The 19,023-nt window shown below is 57.2% G+C and carries 13 protein-coding genes; 4 read left to right on the top strand and 9 right to left on the bottom strand.

The features are described from left to right. Window positions 1-42: 42 nt before the first annotated feature. Both QVO43_RS07790 and QVO43_RS07785 read right to left on the bottom strand, forming a co-directional pair. Window positions 43-1,656, bottom strand: a complete 1,614-nt coding sequence (locus tag QVO43_RS07790) for a putative polysaccharide biosynthesis protein (RefSeq protein WP_022487969.1) — start codon at window positions 1,654-1,656, stop codon at window positions 43-45. Between the two features lie 121 nt (window positions 1,657-1,777). Then, window positions 1,778-2,521, bottom strand: coding sequence for a carcinine hydrolase/isopenicillin-N N-acyltransferase family protein (locus QVO43_RS07785; protein ID WP_288174760.1), 744 nt, complete (start codon window positions 2,519-2,521; stop codon window positions 1,778-1,780). Between the two features lie 331 nt (window positions 2,522-2,852). Between QVO43_RS07785 and QVO43_RS07780 the strand changes: the two genes are divergently transcribed. After that, entirely contained in the window at window positions 2,853-7,139 is a 4,287-nt protein-coding gene (locus QVO43_RS07780) for an acyl-CoA dehydratase activase-related protein (RefSeq protein WP_022487967.1), read from the top strand. Between the two features lie 148 nt (window positions 7,140-7,287). After that, on the top strand, window positions 7,288-8,409 hold the full coding sequence (locus QVO43_RS07775) for a 5-methyltetrahydropteroyltriglutamate--homocysteine S-methyltransferase (RefSeq protein ID WP_022487966.1): 1,122 nt from the start codon (window positions 7,288-7,290) through the stop codon (window positions 8,407-8,409). Between the two features lie 57 nt (window positions 8,410-8,466). Here QVO43_RS07775 and QVO43_RS07770 read toward each other — a convergent pair whose 3' ends face one another. The 3 genes from QVO43_RS07770 to QVO43_RS07760 all read right to left on the bottom strand — a co-directional run bounded on the left by QVO43_RS07770 (window position 8,467) and on the right by QVO43_RS07760 (window position 11,720). Further along, entirely contained in the window at window positions 8,467-9,801 is a 1,335-nt protein-coding gene (locus QVO43_RS07770) for a GntP family permease (RefSeq protein WP_022487965.1), read from the bottom strand. 119 nt (window positions 9,802-9,920) lie between these two features. After that, complete coding sequence (locus QVO43_RS07765) at window positions 9,921-10,445, bottom strand: LeuD/DmdB family oxidoreductase small subunit (protein ID WP_022487964.1); 525 nt, start codon at window positions 10,443-10,445, stop codon at window positions 9,921-9,923. 15 nt (window positions 10,446-10,460) lie between these two features. Then, window positions 10,461-11,720 carry a 3-isopropylmalate dehydratase large subunit gene (locus QVO43_RS07760; RefSeq protein WP_022487963.1) on the bottom strand — a complete coding sequence of 420 codons (1,260 nt, stop codon included), beginning with the start codon at window positions 11,718-11,720 and terminating at the stop codon, window positions 10,461-10,463. Between the two features lie 257 nt (window positions 11,721-11,977). Between QVO43_RS07760 and QVO43_RS07755 the strand changes: the two genes are divergently transcribed. Further along, window positions 11,978-12,631, top strand: a complete 654-nt coding sequence (locus QVO43_RS07755; RefSeq protein WP_022487962.1) for a GntR family transcriptional regulator — start codon at window positions 11,978-11,980, stop codon at window positions 12,629-12,631. Between the two features lie 339 nt (window positions 12,632-12,970). Next, a complete protein-coding gene (locus tag QVO43_RS07750) occupies window positions 12,971-14,476 on the top strand; it encodes an ArnT family glycosyltransferase (RefSeq protein ID WP_022487961.1) in 1,506 nt (501 codons plus the stop codon). Window positions 14,477-14,506: 30 nt separating this feature from the next. Here QVO43_RS07750 and QVO43_RS07745 read toward each other — a convergent pair whose 3' ends face one another. The 4 genes from QVO43_RS07745 to ilvB all read right to left on the bottom strand — a co-directional run bounded on the left by QVO43_RS07745 (window position 14,507) and on the right by ilvB (window position 18,687). Beyond that, entirely contained in the window at window positions 14,507-15,067 is a 561-nt protein-coding gene (locus tag QVO43_RS07745; protein ID WP_022487960.1) for a methylated-DNA--[protein]-cysteine S-methyltransferase, read from the bottom strand. 99 nt (window positions 15,068-15,166) lie between these two features. Further along, window positions 15,167-16,417, bottom strand: a complete 1,251-nt coding sequence (locus tag QVO43_RS07740; protein WP_022487959.1) for an ATP-binding protein — start codon at window positions 16,415-16,417, stop codon at window positions 15,167-15,169. Next, window positions 16,414-16,977 carry an acetolactate synthase small subunit gene (gene ilvN, locus QVO43_RS07735; protein WP_022487958.1) on the bottom strand — a complete coding sequence of 188 codons (564 nt, stop codon included), beginning with the start codon at window positions 16,975-16,977 and terminating at the stop codon, window positions 16,414-16,416. The genes QVO43_RS07740 and ilvN overlap by 4 nt, the downstream gene beginning before the upstream one ends. Window positions 16,978-16,989: 12 nt before the next feature. Beyond that, window positions 16,990-18,687, bottom strand: coding sequence for a biosynthetic-type acetolactate synthase large subunit (gene ilvB / locus QVO43_RS07730; RefSeq protein ID WP_022487957.1), 1,698 nt, complete (start codon window positions 18,685-18,687; stop codon window positions 16,990-16,992). Window positions 18,688-19,023 lie beyond the last annotated feature (336 nt).

Here is a 19,023-nt window from a genome sequence, read left to right as displayed (position 1 = left end):
GGAGCTGTGAAGAAATGAATCCTCATTTCTTCACAGCTTTTTTTATAACAACTTCAATTTCTTCCCCACCATCACCATTCTCCTTCCCAGGAAGGGGATCTGGTTCATTTCTTCTTCGGGCATGGTCTTCAGCACCAGGAGCAGGAGGCCGTAGACGGGAATGGCTACGGCCATGCCGCCCAAGATGCTCCAGGCACCCCAGTTGGGCACCAGGGCCAGGAAGCCTTTCACCGCCGCTCCCATGACCAGGGCAGCCAGGGCGGTTTTTCCCAGCTGCTTCAGTTCCAGGGAGAAGCCGGTGTACTTTTTAATGAAGAAAAGGTTCAGGATGGCGGCGATCCCGATATCCGCCACAGTGGCCCAGGAGGACCCCACGATTCCCAGGGTGGGGGTCAGGTTCCAGTTCAGGAGCACTTTGGAAGCCGCCGCAATGATCATATTGATCACCGGGATCTTGGTCTTCCCCAACCCCTGGAGGATCCCGGTGCTCACCTGATGGAGCCCCAGGAGGAAAATGGCCCAGCTCATGGTCTCAATGGAGGGCCCGGCCTTGGGGGCGTTATAAATCAGGGCCGCCACCCGTCCTCCCAGTACATGAAGGCCGATGCTGCAGGGAATGGTGATTACCGCCGCCACGGAGAAGGCCGCCGCCACTTTTTCCCGGATCCCTTCCCTGTCTTCCAGCACCCGGGATTCACTGATGGCAGGCACCAGACTGATGGACAGAGCCGCCGTCAGGATGGTGGACATGTTGATGAGAGGCACCGCCATGCCGGTGAGATACCCGAACAGAGTGGTGGCTTCGGACATGGACCAGCCTCCCACCATGAGCCGCCGGGGCACGATCATCATGTCCAGGTTGGACACAATGGGCAGCATCAGGCTGGACATGGATACGGGCAGGGCCAGGGCGATGAGCCGGCGGATGATTTTCCCGGCCGGTTCCTGTTCCGCTTCCGGCACCTTCTGTTCCCCTTTGGGGAAGAATTTGTGCTTCAGCCGGAGGTAGAACACCTGGAGGAGCAGGAGGCCGCACAGGGCCCCGGCCCCAGCCCCCATGCTGGCCCCGGCTGCCGCATAGGTGAGACCGTAGGGCATCAGCAGATAGGAAAAGGCGATCATGGTGACCACCCGGACCAGCTGCTCGGTGATTTCCGAACAGGCGGTGGGAGTCATGATCTGCCAGCCCTGGAAGTACCCCCGGAAGCTGGAAAGGAAGGTGACGAAGAACACCGCCGGTGCCAGGGCGATGATGGAATAGTAGGCCCGGGGATCCGGGATGATCCCGGAAGACACCAGCCATCTGGCCATCACCAGCAGGCACAGGGAGAAGAACAGCCCGGTGCAGAACAGCATCCGCAGGGATACCCGGAACACCCGCTGGGCCCCGGTATAGTCCTCCTTGGCCACTTTTTCCGCGGTGATGATGGAAATGGCCACCGGGATCCCGGCGGAAGAAACGGTGATGGCCATGAGATAAATGGGGAAGCCCATCTGGTACAGACCAATGCCTTCGCCCCCCATGACCCGGGAGAGGATCACCCAGTTCAGGGCCCCGATCACCTTCACCACGATGCTGGAAATGGTGAGAATCAAAGTACCCTTCAAAAATTTTTTCGTCTTGCTGTTGCCGGAAGTTTGTCCTTGCTGTTCCATACTGCCCTTCCTTTATCGGTTTCTGCAGGAACCCCGACGGGTCCGCCGGGCTCCTGGGATTTGCACTGTAATTGTATTATTTTATCATATTTTGGCAGGTTGTGGGCATTTCTCCCATGGATCAGGGAAATAAATGTTCTCCATCCAGCTGATACTCATCCTCCCTTCCCTGGTCTCCGGGGCTGTAGCGGATCTTGACAAACACATGCGGCCGGGCTCCCGGATGCAGCCACACCCCAAAAGCAGCAAGGGTCTGAGGTCCGTCCGGCCGGCTGCCCAGCCGCCAGATGCTGTTGTCCGGTCCTTCCGCCTTGTCTTGGCTGAAGCGGATCAAATCTTCCAACACATACGGGGTCTGCTGGCTTGCCAGCAGTTCTTCGATCCGGCGGTACCGGTGCCGAGCCGAAACGCCCTCTTTCAGATTCAGACGCTGGAACTCCGGGCTCAGATAAAAATTGGTATGGGAAAGGGTACCGTTGCTGACCCGGCGCACAGCCACCTGGTCATGATCCCCCACTTCCACCCAGGCCAGTTCAGAAGCATCTGCCAGCAGCAGGAATTTGGGACCTCCCAAATCCGTACCCCTGGCCAGCGCCTCTTCTACTGTGGCACAGCTGCCCAGAAGTTCTTTCAGCGCCCCCTTTCCCCAAGGCCCCATGGCCAGCCGTTCCTTTCGCGGGATGCTGCTGGCAGATGCTGAGAACACCGCCAGGCCGGCTTCATTAACCCCGCCTTTGAGAGCCATATGGTTTTCCGCTCCCCCATAGATTCCATAATACCGGTATAAAGGTCCCTGGACCAGCCGCATTTCCTGATATTCCGGCCGCCAGTCCCGATTCTTTACAAGCAGACTTCCCCCTCCCAAGACCCGGCTCCCCTGAGCTCCGAACAGGGTACATCCCCAGGCGGCAGCCGCCGGCAACCAGGCGGCCAGGCAGACTGGGAGAAGTTTCCTTACTGAAATTCCCATGATGGATTCCTTCCCTTTCTTTGTTTTCTGTCATTGTATCACAATTATCCTTTCAGTGCCTTATGCCCCCAACACCGGGCTTGGAGGGAATCCTCTGCCCCCTTCACTCTGCACTGCGATAAGGGTTTCATTCAGGACCTGCTGCCACATACCCTATGTTGGATTAACCACTGGAGTTCTCCGGGATTTGTGCTATAATTAAATACACTTTAAGATGAGGTGCATTATGAGTACGTATCGTGTAGGTTTAGACATCGGGTCCACCACGTGCAAAATCGTCGTGCTGGACAATCATTCCCATGTGGTGTTTTCCCGCTACAAGCGGCACCAGGCCAATGTGGCTGGCGTTTTGCGGGAAGAACTGCAGACTTTGCGTTCCCAGATCGGAGCCGCCAGCCTGAAGCTGAAGATCACTGGTTCCGTGGGCATGGGGGTGGCGGAAAAATTCAACATTCCTTTTGAACAGGAAGTCATCGCCGCCACCAAATTCGTCAAAGCCAAATATCCGGACGTGGCCACCCTGATCGACATCGGCGGCGAAGACGCCAAAATCGTGTATATTAAAAAAGATGGCAGCTGTGATCTGCGGATGAACGGGAACTGTGCCGGCGGCACCGGGGCCTTCCTGGATCAGATGGCTGTGCTGTTGGGGATTCCCATCGAACAGCTGAACGGGCTGGCGGAAAAGGCCCAGCACGTCCACTACATTGCTTCCCGCTGCGGAGTTTTTGCCAAAACGGATATCCAGAACCTGCTGGCCAAGAACGTGAGCCGGGAAGACATTGCCATTTCCATTTTCCATGCAGTGGCGGTCCAGGTAATTTCCACCCTGAGCCACGGCTGCACCATCGAGCCCAAGATCCTGCTCTGCGGCGGTCCTTTGACCTTTATGCCCGCTCTGCGGAAGGCTCTCATGGACTGTCTCCAGATTCCCTATGTGAATTTCGTGGTGCCGGACAACGCCAACCTGATCCCGGCCTACGGCACTGCCCTCAGTGCGGCGGACGCTCCTTCCATCACCTTTGACCAGCTGGTGGAGAAACTGGAAAGCGCCCCCAAGGTAAAGGTCCGGTCCGATGATGTGCTGCCTCCCATTTTCAAATCCCCGGAAGACTATGCCGCCTGGAAAAAGGCCAAGGAAGCGGACGCCATCCAGCTGACCCCTCTCACCCCGGAAACTGACGCAGTCTATGTGGGCATCGACTCCGGCTCCACCACCACCAAACTGGTGGTTACGGACCCGGAAGACCGGATCCTGTACACCCATTACGGGCCCAACAACGGGAATCCCATCGGCGCCGTCCAGGAAGCCTTCGAAGCGTTCTATGCAGAATGCCTGAAGGTGGGAGCCAACCCCCGGATCCTGGGCAGCTGTTCCACCGGCTACGGGGAAGACCTGATCAAAGCCGCCTTCGACCTGAAGACCGGCATCATCGAGACCATCGCCCATTATCTGGCTGCCCGGAAAATCCACCAGGACGTTTCCTTTATCCTGGACATCGGGGGCCAGGACATGAAGGCCATTTTCGTGGACCACGGGGTCCTGAACCGGATGGAACTGAACGAATCCTGCTCCTCCGGCTGCGGCACCTTCCTGGAAACCTTCGCCAAGGGGCTGAACTATTCCGTCAGCGACTTTGCCAAACTGGCCTGTGAAGCCAAGGAACCCTGCGACCTGGGTACCCGGTGCACGGTGTTCATGAACTCCAAGGTAAAACAGAGCCTCCGGGAAGGGGTCACCATCGGGGACATTTCCGCCGGTCTGGCCTATTCCGTGATCAAAAACTGCCTGTACAAGGTGCTGAAGCTCCAGAACACCCATGACCTGGGGAACGACATCGTCCTCCAGGGAGGCACCATGAAGAATGATGCGGTGGTCCGGGCCTTCGAACTGCTGACCGGCACCACTGTCCACCGGAGCAACATCCCGGAAATCATGGGAGCCTACGGCTGTGCCCTGTTTGCCCGGAGCCGGGCGGAAGGGGAAGCCACCCTGGACGACATGATCCATGTGGCCAACTACACTGACAGCCAGCTCCAGTGCCACGGCTGCGAAAACAACTGCCTGATCAAGAAGTACAACTTCAGCAACGGCAGCATCTATTATTCCGGGAACAAATGTGAGAAATTCTTCACCAACAACGGGGAAGACCACAAGCCCGGAGAAAACATCTACGACTACAAATACAAGCTGCTCTTCGACCGTCCGGTAAACGAGGATGCCCAGCGGGTCATCGGGATCCCCCGGTGCCTGAACATCTACGAGGATTATCCCTTCTGGCATGCCCTGTTCACCACCTGCGGCCTGAAGGTCCAGCTGTCCGATCCCTCCACCTTCAAGAACTACGAAGGCGGGATCCACGATGTGATGAGCGACAACATCTGCTTCCCGGCCAAACTGGTCCACGGCCACATCAACAACCTGATCCGGAAGCGGGTGAACCGGATCTTCATGCCCTATGTGATCTACGAACGGCAGGATGACAAACGGCAGCTGAACAGCTACAACTGCCCGGTGGTCTCCGGCTATTCCGACGTGATCAAAAGCGTGGTGAACACGGAGATCCCCATTGATTCCCCGCCCATCAACTTCCAGGATGAATCCCTGCTGAAGAAGCAGATCCGGAAATACCTGAGCTACATCGGCTTTGACCGGTTCACCGCGGACAAGGCCCTGAAGGCGGCCCTGAAGGCCCAGGAAGAATACGGCCGGGCCATCAAGGCAAAGAATGAGGAAATTCTCCGGAAAAGCCGGGACAATAAACAGCTGACCATCCTGCTGGCAGGACGTCCCTACCATACGGACCCCCTGATCCAGCACAAACTCAGCGAATCCATTGCAGCCATGGGCATCAATGTGATCAACGAGGACCTGGTCCGGGATGACAGCACCATCACCATCGATGATTCCTATCTGGTCCGCCAGTGGGCCTATATCAACCGGATTTCCAAGGCTGCCGACTGGGTGGCCCGTCAGGACAACAGCGTCCACTTTATGGAAATGACCTCCTTCGGCTGCGGCCCGGATGCCTTCCTCCAGGACGAAGTCCGGGGCATCCTCCAGCGTCACGGGAAGGCCCTGACCCTGCTGAAGATCGACGATGTGTCCAATATCGGCTCCCTGAAACTGCGGGTCCGGTCCGTGGTGGAAAGCATCCGGTACAACCGGGATGCCAAATTCACTTCCACCCCCTTCGAACAGCCTCCCCGCTTCGAAAAGAGCATGCGGGACTACACCATCCTGGCTCCCTATTTCACTCCCTTCATCTCCCCGCTGATCCCTTCGGTGATGAAGAATGCAGGCTTCCATGTGGAAACCCTGCCGGAAAGCACTGTCCAAAGTGCGGATCTGGGGCTGAAATTCGCCAACAACGAAGTGTGCTACCCGGCCACCCTGGTGGTGGGGGACTTTATCCGGGCGCTCCAGTCCGGGAAATACGACCCCTCCCACACGGCTGTGGCCATTACCCAGACCGGCGGCCTGTGCCGAGCCTCCAACTATTTCGGGCTCATCAAGCACGCTCTGATTGCCGCCGGGTTCAAGGACACCCCGGTGCTGTCCCTGGCCACCAGCAAGAACATCCAGAACGACCAGCCGGGGTTTGAACTGAACTGGCTGAAGATTGCCAAGATCACCGTTTCCACCGTATTGTTCTCCGACTGCCTGGCCAAGTTCTTCAATGCCTCCGTAGTCCGGGAAACCGTAAAGGGCAAGGCAGAAGAACTGAAGGACAAGTACCTGGATCTGGCCAAGAAGGAAATCGAAGCCAACAGCTCCAGCGGCCTTCTGAAGCTGCTGAAGGAAGCGGCAGCGGAATTCAACGACCTGGCCAAACCGGATGTGCGGCTGCCCCAGGTGGGGATCGTAGGGGAGATTTACCTGAAGTTCAACGCCTTCGCCCATAAGAACATCACTGGCTGGCTCATGGAGCATTCCATCGAAGTGATGCCGCCTCTCCTGACACCCTTCTTCATGCAGGCCTTCGTGAACCGGATCACCAACCGGAAATTCGGCCTGGAACGGCACCATATGCCCAATGTGATCGCCGATGTGCTGTACATGTGGGTGAACAAGCAGGTGAAGAAGTTCAACGAGATCGGGGAAGAATTCCGATACTTCACTCCCATCGAGGACATTTTCGAACTGGCCAACGACGGGAAGAACATCATCAACATGGCCGCCCAGTTCGGGGAAGGGTGGCTGCTGCCGGCGGAAGTGGTGAACTTCGCCAAGCACGGCATCGAGAATGTGATCAGCCTCCAGCCTTTCGGCTGCATCGCCAACCACATCATCTCCAAGGGGATCGAAAAGAAGATCAAATCCCTTTATCCCCACATGAACCTGCTGAGCCTGGACTTCGACAGCGGGGTCAGCGACGTGAACGTGACCAACCGGCTGCTGCTGTTTGTGGAGAACATCCGCACCAGCGCCGCCCCGGCTCCCGCTCCCAAAGCAGAAAAGAAAAAAGGCTTCTTCGACGAGAATCTGGCGAAGAGGGAGATCATGATTTAAAGAAAAGGCCTGCTGCCGGCGCAGCAGGCCTTTTTTGTTATTCCTAAAACCTATGGCAGCTGGTTGTTTTTCTGTATTATCCAAATCCCTATGCGTATGCTATACTTTTCCCATGAACAAAATGTGAATGATGTGGGAGGATATATTCATGACTGTAAAGAACAAACCGCCTTTTCGGTATGATATTGTAGGGAGCTTTCTGCGGCCGGCTGCTTTGAAGGAAAAACGGGAGGCTCTGGCCGCCGGGACCATCACTGCCGCTGACCTGAAGGCTGCGGAAGACGAAGCCATCCGGGACCTGGTGGCCAAGGAAAAAGAAGTGGGACTCCGGGCCGTTACCGACGGGGAATTCCGCCGCCGGTACTGGCACCTGGATTTCCTGACGGAACTGGAAGGAGTTACGGAGATTTCCGCAGAAAACTGGTCCGTCCATTTCAAAGGGGCCCAGCCCAAAGCCCGGACCGCCAAGATCACCGGTCCCATCAGCTTCGGCAGCCACCCCTTCCTGGACCATTTTCGGTTTCTGAAGGAAGCGGCCGGGGACACCCTGGCCAAAATGACCATCCCCTCTCCCAGCATGCTGCATCTGATCTGCTGCGTCCGGGAAAAACACTATGAACCCATTCCCCAATACCAGGACCAGAACCGGCTGTTCACGGACATTGCCCTGGCCTACCAGCAGGCCATCCGGTCCTTCTACGCTGCCGGCTGCCGGTACCTGCAGCTGGATGACACCAGCTGGGGAGAATTCTGCGACGCAGACAAGCGGAAAGCCTATGCAGAACGGGGCTTTGACCTGGATGAACTGGCCAACCACTATGTGGATATGATCAACCGGGCCCTGGAAGCCAAACCGGAGGACATGACCATCACCATGCACATCTGCCGGGGGAACTTCCGTTCCACCTGGTTCTCCAGCGGCGGCTACGAACCGGTGGCGGAAACCCTCTTCGGCCGCTGCCATGTGGACGGATTCTTCCTGGAATACGACAGCGACCGGGCCGGAGGCTTCGAACCTCTCCGGTTCATCAAAGACCAGCAGGTGGTCCTGGGCCTGGTGACCTCCAAGACCCCGGAACTGGAAAAGGAAGAAGACATCATCGCCCGGATCCGGGAAGCGGAAAAATACGTACCCCTGGACCAGCTGTGCCTGAGTCCCCAGTGCGGTTTCTCCTCCACCGAAGAAGGGAACCTGCTGACGGAAAAAGAACAGTGGGCCAAGCTCCGTCTGATCCGGTCCATTGCGGAAAAAGTCTGGGAAGATGCGTGAAAACGGGGTTGTGAAAAAATGATTTTTCATTTTTTCACAGCCCCGTTTTTTCATTGTTTACAGCCACAGGCTGGCAACATACGTGGCCAGCAGGCCCCCCAGGCTCATGAACACATTGCCCAGGGACAGAGTCTTCAGGCCGGTTTTCATATCAAATCCCATGCAGTTGGTATACACCCAGAAGAAGGAATCGTTCACATGGCAGCATACCCGGGCACCGGCACCGGATGCCAGGAAGATCAGGATGGGGTTGAGCCCCAGGCTGCTGGCAATGGGCGCACACAAAGTGGCTGCAGTGGTCACTGCCACAGTGCCGCTTCCCTGGACCACCTTCAGCAGTCCGGAGATCACAAAGGGAATCAGGATGAACGGCAGCCCGGTGTCGATGACCATCTGTGCCAGGCTGGCACCGGCTCCCGATGCTTTCAGCACAGCACCCAGGGCACCGCCGGCGGAAGTGATGAACACAATGGGCCCTGCATCTTTCAGGGTGGTATCCATGATTTTCAGGACATTTTCTCCCCCGATCCGTTTGCCCAGGGTAATGATGGCAAGGACGGCCCCAATGGCCAGAGCGATGTTGGCATCCCCCACAAAGGAGGTTACCGCCAGCAGCGGATGTTTCTTGGGCAGCAGCATGGAAGCCGTAGTATTCCCCACGATCAGCAGCAGAGGAATGACCAGGGGAACCAAGCTGGCCAGAGTCCCGGGAAGATCGTCCGTATTGTCATCGAACACTTCCTGTTCTTCCTTCAGGGCATCGGGCTGGAACTGATAATAACCAGCCGGCCGTGTCCGCAGATAGGTTTCCGCAAAGAGCCACCCTGCAGCCGTCATGAACACGGCCGCAAAGGCACCCCACATAATGGCCTGGCCGATATCGATGCCCAGCAGCCCGGCAGCTGCCAGAGGGCCGGGCGTGGGCGGCACATACACATGGGTGGCCAGCAGGCCCCCGGAAAGGCTGACAGCCAGCACTGCCAGCGGGATCCCGGTTTTTCTGTGGATGGCCTTGACCAGGGGGGCCAGGATTACACAGGCAGCATCGGAAAATACCGGGATGGAGACCAAATAGCCGGTAAGGGCCATGGCCAGGCTGGCCCGTTTCTGCCCTACCAGGCGGACGGCATCAATGGCCATCCGGTTGGTCCCTTTGGCGGCATCCAGATAGTTGCCCAACAGGATCCCAAAAATAATCACGATCCCGATGCTTTTTACCGTACCCGCAAACCCGCCGGTAATGGCTTTCACCGTACCCGGTCCGCCCAATCCGGACAGGATCCCCATGATCAGGGCCGTGGCCAGCAGGGCGATGAATGCATTGGCCTTGACTTTCAGGCACAAAAACAGCAGGACGGCAATCCCTATGACAAAGACCAGTTCAATTGGCATTTTTTTCTTTCCCCTTTCTCTGATTTCCGTGTTTTTTTGTGGAAATCCCGCACTTTCCAGACAAAGCTCATTCCGATCAGGACCAATGCCCCCAGAAGAAGGATCTGTTCCTGTGTCATTTACTTGTCTCCCGCTTCTGCCTTGATTTTAGCGAACCGTTGCCGCATCAAAGGTTTGATGCCCCCGGCTTCCAGGATTTTCAGAGCCTGGTCTCCCAGCTTTTCACAGGGATAGGTTTCGCCGGTTTCCTGGACCGTCACCTGATATTTTTCCAGATCCAGGGTCAGGGTCATCCCATCCTTCACCTTTTCCCGGATCCCTTTGCAGATAATGGGCAGCAGCCCCAGATTGATGGCATTCCGGAAAAAGATCCGGGCAAAGGAATCAGCCAGGACGGCTTTTGCTCCCATATTCAGCAGGGCAATGGGAGCATGTTCCCGGGAAGAGCCACAGCCGAAATTCCTTCCGGCCACCACCATCCCTCCCTGGGGGAAATTGGCAGCAATGGATTCATCCACGCCGCACAGACAGTGACTGCCGATTTCCTTGGGATCCACAATATCCAGATAGCGCCCCGGATAGATCTGATCCGTATCAATATTGTCTCCCACCACAATGATTTTTCCAGTTACTTTGGTTTCCATTGCCTGTTCCTCCTCTTACAGATATTTCCGCGGGTCGGTAATGTACCCGGTGATCATGCTGGCGGCTACCGTTGCAGGGCTGGCCAGATACATCAGCGCATCCTTGGAACCCATACGTCCCGGGAAGTTCCGGTTGGTGCTGGTAATGCAGACTTCCCCAGCTGTCAGCACCCCTTCATGGGCCCCCAGACAAGCGCCGCATCCCGGAGTGGAAATGGTGGCACCTGCCTGGATCAGATCCTGGATATACCCTTTTTCCAGGCATTTCTGCATCACTTCCGCCGAAGCCGGGATTACCACCAGCCGGGTATATTCCGGAATGTGTCTCCCCTTCAGGATTTTGGCAGCGATGGCAATATCTTCTTCCCGGCCTCCGGTGCAGGAACCGATGTATCCCTGGTTCAGTTTTACCGGGCCTTCAGCCACTACACTGGAAAGGGTATGGACATTTTCCACACTGCTGGGACAGGACAGTTCCGGTTCCAGTTGGGAAACGTCGAAGGTGTAGCTTTCAGAGTATTGGTACCCGGGATCCGTGTACTGGACTTCAAAAGGACGGACAGCCCGGGCTTTCACATAGTCCAGCACATCCTGGTTGGGCTGCATGTAAGCGGTTTTGGCTCCCATTTCCACGGCCATGTTGCAGATGGTCATCCGCCCGGCCACATTCAGATTTTCCACATAGCTTCCGGTAAAATCGATGGCTTTGTAAACCGCTCCGTCTGCCCGGATTTTCCCCAGTACGGCCAGGATCACATCCTTGGGGAACACTCCCTTGGGGGCTTCCCCTTCCAGACGGACTTCGATGATTTCAGGGATCCGGAACCACAGTTCCCCGGTCATCAGGATGGTAGCCATGTCCGTGGCTCCGCAGCCGGTACCCACCGCACCGAAGGCTCCATGGGTGGTGGTATGGCTGTCCGTTGCCACCACGATCATCCCCGGATAAATGACCCCGGCTTCCGGCATAACCTGATGGCAGACACCGCAGTTGGTGTCAAAATGGTATTTCAGGTTGTTCTTTTGAGCGAATTCCCGCATTTCCTTATGGTTCTGTGCACTTTTAATGGTGGGGCAGGGTGCATAATGGTCAAAGACAAAAGCGCAGCGGGTATTGTCCCAGACCTTTTCTCCGCCCATTTCATAAAAAGAATAGACCGTCTGGAGATACAGATCGTTGATTTCTGCAAAATCCACTTTGGCCATGACGATTTCGCCAGTTTCCACGCTTGCCTTTCCGGCATTTTTCGCAAAAATTTTCTCGATGGCATGCATAGTTGTATTCCTCCCTCATAATCCTCTCGTCTGCATAGTAGAATATCGTATATCGTATACGATATTTCGTATGAGATATTTTTACCATATTTCTCCTGGAAAAACAATCCTTCAAAAGAGTTTTCTGATATTTGGCTACAAATTGAATATCGTATATGATATTCAATTTTCCATATACAACATAAAAGATATTGAATTCCCGTCAAAAACTCCTTACAATAAAGGTATCTATTCATCCATAGGAGATCGTGATAATCATGCAAACCCTGAAAATGGTCCCCACCCGGGTGCGGGTCACTTCCATACTCAAACGTGCCATCTACAGCGGGGAATACAAATCCGGTCAGGAGCTGAGCCTGACTGCCATTGCAGAAAAGCTGGGCATCAGCCGGACCCCTGTCCGGGAGGCCTTTCAGACTCTGGCGGCCGAAGGCCTGATCACCCTGCGCATGAGCAAAGGTGCCATCGTCAATAAAATCGATAGGAAATTCATCCAGGATACTTTTGAAATGCGCATCCTCCTGGAATCCACCGCTGCCTACAAGGCCGCACAGAACGGTCTGAAAAATGGAGAAGAGCTGATGGCAAAGCTCAGAGCCCTGGCCGACACTAAAGGCCCCATTGACAGCAAAAGCTATGAGGAACTGAACCAGACCATCCATATGGCCATCTGGGAAGCTGCCGACAACCAGAAGCTGACCAGTTATCTCATGGAACTGTGGAACGGTCCCAGCACCGGCCATGCCATTCCGGAAGAACAGCAGCACTACCGGCTCTCCACGGAAGAGCATATCCAGATCCTGGAAAACATCCAAAACCACAACCCGGTTGCCGCAAAAAATGCCATGGAAAAACATCTCCGGCGCAGCGAAGACAATGTGCTGAATTACCTGGAAAACCGGGATGCGTAAAAAGAAAAGGTGCTGCACAGAACGTGCAGCACCTTTTCTTTTTGTCAGCGGTCAACGGTCAGTGACCGTTGGGACCCCCTTGTTCCCCCCATCTCCAACTGACTTTTGACGGGGCGCCGAGCCTGCGCCCCCTACGGTTATACACAATAAGAAGAACCTGGCCGAAGGACAGGTTCTATCCAACGACCCGAGACTCACGGCTCGAGACCCGAGACCTGAAAAGAGGGCTGTTGCCCTTGCAACAGCCCCCTTTTCTTTAATCAATCCTTCGATTGTGTTTAATTTTCCTTTAAGATTCCCTTCTATACTGGAACCATCAAGATATGGGAGGATCCGGATATGGAATATTGGGAACATGACGACAATCCGCTGCTGGGCTTTTATCATCGGCACTGGCCTGCTTTTCTGCTTCTGCTGCTGAGCCTGGTGCTGTTCTTTGCCGGCAACGGACAGCTGTTGATCACCGATCCGGTGGAATCCAACTATGCCCTTACCGCCAAGGAGATGCTGGCTTCCGGGGACTGGCTTTCCCCCCGGATCTACGGAAACTACTGGTATGACAAACCCTGGATGTTCTACGGAGAACTGCTGGCGGCCTTCCAACTGTTTGGAGAGACTTCCTTTGCCGCCCGGTTCTTCCCGGCGGTTTTCGGCACCATCGGGGTGCTCCAGACCTACTGGTTCGCCCAGAAGCTGTACAGCCGGAATGTGGGATTCCTCAGCGGTCTCATTATGGCCACCAGCGCGGAATATTTCTACCTGGCCAAAGCGGTGATCACCGATATGACCCTGTTCGTCACGCTGGACGGAGCCCTGATGCTGTTCTACCTGGCCAAGACAGAAAAACGGCCCCGTCTGTATTACGGAGCCTATGCCCTGGCCGGTCTGGCCATCCTGACCAAAGGGCCTCTGGGTCTGGTGCTCCCCGGCCTGATCATCCTGGCCTACCTGGCCGGGAACCGGGATTTCAAGACCCTGGCCCACATGAAGCTGTTCCGGGGAATCCTGCTGGCTCTGGCCATTGCCGCCCTTTGGTACGTCCCCATGACACTTCTCCACGGTTCCGCCTTCCTGGACGGGTTCATCGGGGTCCACAATGTGCTCCGGGCCACGGTGTCCGAACATCCCCGGAACAACACCTGGTGGTATTACTTCCTGATTTTCCTCATTGGCTGCTTCCCCTGGAGCCTGAGCCTGCCCTGGCTGTGGAAGAAATACGGGAAGACCCTGAAGGAACGGATCAAAACCCGGACCTTCTGGAAGAGCCTGGACGACCGGCAGCGATTCCTGTTCCTGTGGGTGCTGGTCACCTGGTTCTTCTTTGAATGCATGGCCACCAAATATCCCACCTACACCTTCCCCTGTCTGCCCCCGCTGGCCATAGGCCTGGCCTGTGCCGCCAGCCGGCTGGATCTCCAGTACTGGGTGAAACGGGCAGCCGTGACCATGGGCCTGCTGTTCACGGTGCTGTCTTTTGTGCTGGCTGCTCCCCTGTGCCGCCAGGCTTCCGCCTGGGATGTGGCCCAGCTGGTTTCTGCCCATCATGTGCCCGGGGTGCCGGTGTACGTGTACGGGGGCCGGTATCCGGTTTCCTTCACCTATTACAGCAAGATCCCCGCTCCCCGGCTGGTAACCCGGCAGCGGCTGCAGCAGATGCGGCCGGAAGGGATCAGCTGGAACGCCAAGAACATGATGCCCTTCGAAGCCCTGGAAGACCTGCCAGATACGGGAAGAATCATCGTCCTAGTAGACCAGAGCAGCCAGAAGGACTTCCTCCAGACCGTCCCGGGAAACTGGGAAAAACTGGGAGAAGGAGGACGCTGGACCGTGTGGGGAAGAAACTGAATCTCCTGGAAGCAAAAAGGACTGTCCCTGTTACAGGGCAGTCCCTTTTTTCGGTATGGTGAAACCGGAGGCTTTCAGATCGATTCCTTCATGTTCCAGCAGCCACACTTTCCGGGGCATACCGCCGCCGTATCCGGTCAGGCTTCCGCTGGTCCCCACCACCCGATGGCAGGGAATGATCAAGCTGATGGGATTGTGGCCCACCGCTCCTCCCACGGCCTGTGCCGACATCCGCTCCTTTCCCTCCCTCCGGGCCATTTCCCGGGCAATGGCGCCATAGGTCATGGTCTTTCCGTAAGGAATGGTCAGCATGATCCGCCCTACCTGCTGCCGGAAATCACTGCCGGACAGTTCAAGGGGAGGCGTGAAGCCTGGATCTTTCCCCTGGAAATACAGGTCCAGCCAACGCCGGGTTTCCTGGAATACAGGGAGATCCGGCCGTTCTTCCACACCGTCTTCGTTTTTCATCCGGATTTCTTCATACTTCTCCCCCTGGAACCACAGCCCGTTCAGCTTTTCTCCATGGCTGCTCAAGAGGATGGTCCCCAAGGGACTTTCCACCTTATCCATATACAACACCGTCTTTTTCATGGTTTCCCCTCCTGTTCTGCCTATATTGTACCAGAAAAAAAGAAAAAACCGGCGGTTATCGGACATGAAAAAGGGGCTGCTGCAGACGCAGCAACCCTCTCAATGATTCCCCAGATACCACTGGACGAACTGTTTGGCGATCCTTCCGTTCCGGCCGGAGTGTTCCATTTCCCACCGGACCCCTTCCACCCGGAGTTCTTCCGGAGACAGCTGGATGCCTTCTTTCCGGAGTTCATGGTCGATGATGGCCAGGTATTCCTGCTGGGTGGGAGCCCCGAAATGGAGGATCAGCCCGAACCGGTCGGACAGGGAAATGGATTCATTGGTGGCGTCTTCCCGGTACACTTCCGCCTCCAGGTCGTCGCTCCGGTCCGTCCAGGTTTCCTTCAGCAGGTGCCGCCGGTTGCTGGTGGCGCACAGCATCACATTGTCCGGCTGGGGAGCGGCCCCTCCGTCAATGGCGGATTTCAGGTACTTGTATTCCTTTTCGTTCTCATCAAAGGACAGGTCGTCGAAGAAGAACAGGAACCGGTGGCTGCGGATCTTCCCGGCCCGTTCCATGGCTTCCGCCAGGAGCTGGAGCTGATCCCGCTTGATCTGGACCAGACGCAGGCCCTGGGCACTGAACAGGGGGATCAGGGCCTTGATGGAGGTGGACTTCCCGGTTCCCCGGCTGCCGGTGGAAAGCACATTGTTGCAGCCCCGGCCGGCCATGAACTGCCGGGTATTGGCCAGGAGCTTCTCCTTCTGGTCCTCATAACCCAGGATATCGTCCCAGGCGTAATGGGGAAAGTCTGCAATCCCCTGGAACCGTCCTTTGGCATCCAGGCAGAAGGCTTCATACCGGGCCATTTTTCCCCGGCCGTACCGCTGGTAATGGTGGAGCAGCAGCCGGGCCTGTCCGGCTGCTTCAGGGGTTTCTTTCAATTGCCGGGCCAGCTGGCTTTCCAGGTTCTCCCGGGCCGGCCGGCTGGGTTCATAATGGTCATAGAACCCGTCCTGGAACACCGCCTGCCCGGACAGGTCCAAAAAGGGACGGAGGGCCTCCAGATCCCGGGTGAGAGCCGCCAGAAGGCCGCTGCCGGCGGTGCCCTGGTTTTCCGCCACCTGGGCGGCCAGGTTGTCCCCTTCTGCCAGGAGATGGAAAAAGTATCCCTGCCACAGGTTCCCGGCAAGGCCCAGCTCTTCAGCGGCGGCCAGGACAGCTTCCCGGGCCCTGGCCAGGTGTTTCTCCCGTTCCGGATGGGCCTGGGCTTTGGCCAGGCTGTGGATCACCGGATCCCGGCGGAGGTTCCGGAGGACGGACAAACGGGCAAACAGGCGGAAATCCGCGGTCTGGTTCTGGCTCATGGCTGTTCTCCTTTCCTTTCAGCCGGTTCCGTTTCTTCCGGCCGGGGTGCGGCCAGCAGGCTGTCCTTCACCGTCTGGGGCCCCCGTCCCAGGGCAATCTGTCCGGTGGTGGCGATTTCCAGGACGGTGTAGCTCCGGAGCATCTGCTTTAAGGCCTCAATATGATCCTGTCGTCCCGTAAGCCGGAAAATCAGGGAATCCGGATACACATCCACGATCTTGGCATGGAACAGCCCGGCAATGTTGGTCAGTTCTTCCCGGATCTGGGGGGTAGGGGCGCTGACCTTGATCAGGGTCAGTTCATAGCTCACCAGGGGGGCATCATCCAGGTTCACCACCTTGATTACATCGATGAGATGGCTCAGCTGGTGGATGGCCTGGTCCAGCTGGAACCGGCTTTCCACTCCCACCACCAGGTTGATCCGGCTGATTTCCGGGATTTCCGTGTAGCCTACGTTCAGGCATTCGATATTGATGTTCCGGCGGGCGATGAGTCCGGCCACATGGGACAGGACTCCCGGCCGGTTGTTGACCAGAAGGGCGATATGCTGCCATTTCATGGGTTTTCCTCCTTATTTCTCTTCCGGGCCCAGGATCATCTGATCCAGCCCTTTGCTGCCCGGGACCATGGGATAGACCCGTTCATCCTCGGGAATGGTGATTTCCAGCAGGGCGGATCCCTCCGACCCAAACAGGAACTCCAGACCTGCTGCCAGCTCTTCCGGCCGGGAAATGCTCCGGGAAGGGATCCCCATGGCTTCCGCGATTTTGGCCATGGAGGGCTTCCGGATCAGTTTGGTCTGGGAATACCGGCCTCCCCGGAACAGGCCCTGGAGCTGGCGCACCATGCCCAGCTGGCCGTTCCGCAGGACGATGATCTTCACCTGGATGCCGTAGGTGGGCAGGGTGGTGAATTCCTGACAGTTCATCAAAATGCTCCCGTCCCCGGTAATCAGGAGGACGGTTTTGTCCGGTTCCCCCACTTTGGCTCCCAGGGCGGCAGGAAGGCCGAACCCCATGGTGCCCAGCCCTCCGGACGTAAGGAAATGCCGGGGCTGTTCCGTAGGGAAGAACTGGGCCGCCCACATCTGGTGCTGGCCCACGTCGGTGACCACAAGGGTGTCCTGGGGAGCCCGGGCCGCCGCCTGTTTCAGGGCGGTTTCCGGAGAAATCCCCCCGGTGCACCCATGGGCGCTGCAGGGGACCTCCCGTTTCATTTCTTCTCCCTGTTCCCGCCAGGGAGCCGTCTGCTCTTTAACGGCTTCTGCCAGAGGTTCCACCAGACTGGCAAAAAGGGGCAGGGATTCCTGGAGATCGCCGGGCACCGCCACCTGGACCGGGATGATCTTGTTGATTTCCCCCGGTTCCACATTGAAATGGACGATCCGGGCCGCCGGGGCAAACAGGCTGGCCTTGGCGGTGGACCGTTCGTCGAACCGGACCCCGAAAGCCAGCAGCAGGTCACAGCCGGATACTGCCATATTGGCGGCGTAGCTGCCGTGCATCCCCAGCATCCCCAGGTTCTGGGGGAGGGAATCGGGCACGGCCCCTTTCCCCATCAGGGTGGTGACCACCGGGATCCCGGTTTTTCGGGCCAGTTCCGTAAGCACTCCTCCGGTGCCAGACAGGATCACCCCGCCTCCGGCCATGATCACCGGACGGTGGGCCCGGCAGAGGGCTTCCGCCGCCCGCCGGACATCGGACTGCCGGGGATGGAGACTCCCCTGGTAGCCCAGGAGATGGACCTCCTGGGGATACTGGAAATCCAGTCTGGCATCGAACACGTCGGTGACGATGTCGATGAGCACCGGTCCCGGCCGGCCGGTCCGGGCAATGTAAAAGGCTTCTTTCAGCACCTGGGGCAGGTTCTCCACCTTCCGGACCAGATAGTTGTATTTGGTGATGGGAGTGGTGATCCCTGCGGTGTCCGCCTCCTGGAAGGCGTCCTGACCGATCAGGGAGGTGGCCACCTGACCGCTGATGATCACCAGGGGAATGGAATCCATGTTGGCGGTGGCAATCCCCGTCACCATATTGCAGACCCCGGGGCCGCTGGTGGCAATGCACACCCCCACCTTTCCGGTGGCCCGGGCGTACCCGTCCGCCGCGTGGATGGCCCCCTGTTCGTGGCCGGTGAGGATATGGGGAAAGTTGGTTTTGTAAATGGCATCATACAGGCCCAGTACGGCCCCTCCCGGGTAGCCGAAAACCACCGGGACCTGTTCTGCTTTGAGACATGCAAGGATGGCTTCTGCGCCGGTCATTTCCATAAGAGGTCCTCCTTCAACGCTGTTTCCTTTTCAACTGGGCCCTGGTATCGTGGCCCTGATCCTTTTCAATGGGTTCTGGTATCGGAACCCTGGTGGGGAAAGTCGATTTGACGGTGGCCGCAGAAATAAAAAAATCCGTCCCTCCAAAGGGACGGAAAAATCCGCGGTACCACCCTGTTTCCCCGGTCCATTGCTGGTCCGGGACACTTTGCCACGTACAGTCATACGCGCTTCCGGTAACGGGGAACACCGTCCAGGCCTACTGCCCTGCTTCAGCCTGTCTCCTCCGGGACCAGTTTCCTCCAGGTTCCCCTGATGGCTCGCACCTGCCGCCAT

It is taken from the genome of Acidaminococcus sp. CAG:542, from assembly GCF_000437815.1.
Taxonomy (GTDB): Bacteria; Bacillota; Negativicutes; order Acidaminococcales; family Acidaminococcaceae; genus Acidaminococcus.
Note: the sequence above shows the minus strand (reverse complement) of the source record. Positions and strands in the feature narration are given on the sequence as shown.

Excerpts from the sequence above, each read along its gene's own strand:
- QVO43_RS07790 (WP_022487969.1), bottom strand. The coding sequence starts at position 1,656 with ATGGAACAGCAAGGACAAACTTCCGGCAACAGCAAGACGAAAAAATTT.
- QVO43_RS07780 (WP_022487967.1), top strand. The coding sequence starts at position 2,853 with ATGAGTACGTATCGTGTAGGTTTAGACATCGGGTCCACCACGTGCAAA.
- QVO43_RS07775 (WP_022487966.1), top strand. The coding sequence starts at position 7,288 with ATGACTGTAAAGAACAAACCGCCTTTTCGGTATGATATTGTAGGGAGC.
- QVO43_RS07770 (WP_022487965.1), bottom strand. The coding sequence starts at position 9,801 with ATGCCAATTGAACTGGTCTTTGTCATAGGGATTGCCGTCCTGCTGTTT.
- QVO43_RS07765 (WP_022487964.1), bottom strand. The coding sequence starts at position 10,445 with ATGGAAACCAAAGTAACTGGAAAAATCATTGTGGTGGGAGACAATATT.
- QVO43_RS07760 (WP_022487963.1), bottom strand. The coding sequence starts at position 11,720 with ATGCATGCCATCGAGAAAATTTTTGCGAAAAATGCCGGAAAGGCAAGC.
- QVO43_RS07755 (WP_022487962.1), top strand. The coding sequence starts at position 11,978 with ATGCAAACCCTGAAAATGGTCCCCACCCGGGTGCGGGTCACTTCCATA.
- QVO43_RS07750 (WP_022487961.1), top strand. The coding sequence starts at position 12,971 with ATGGAATATTGGGAACATGACGACAATCCGCTGCTGGGCTTTTATCAT.
- QVO43_RS07745 (WP_022487960.1), bottom strand. The coding sequence starts at position 15,067 with ATGAAAAAGACGGTGTTGTATATGGATAAGGTGGAAAGTCCCTTGGGG.
- QVO43_RS07740 (WP_022487959.1), bottom strand. The coding sequence starts at position 16,417 with ATGAGCCAGAACCAGACCGCGGATTTCCGCCTGTTTGCCCGTTTGTCC.
- ilvN (WP_022487958.1), bottom strand. The coding sequence starts at position 16,977 with ATGAAATGGCAGCATATCGCCCTTCTGGTCAACAACCGGCCGGGAGTC.
- ilvB (WP_022487957.1), bottom strand. The coding sequence starts at position 18,687 with ATGGAAATGACCGGCGCAGAAGCCATCCTTGCATGTCTCAAAGCAGAA.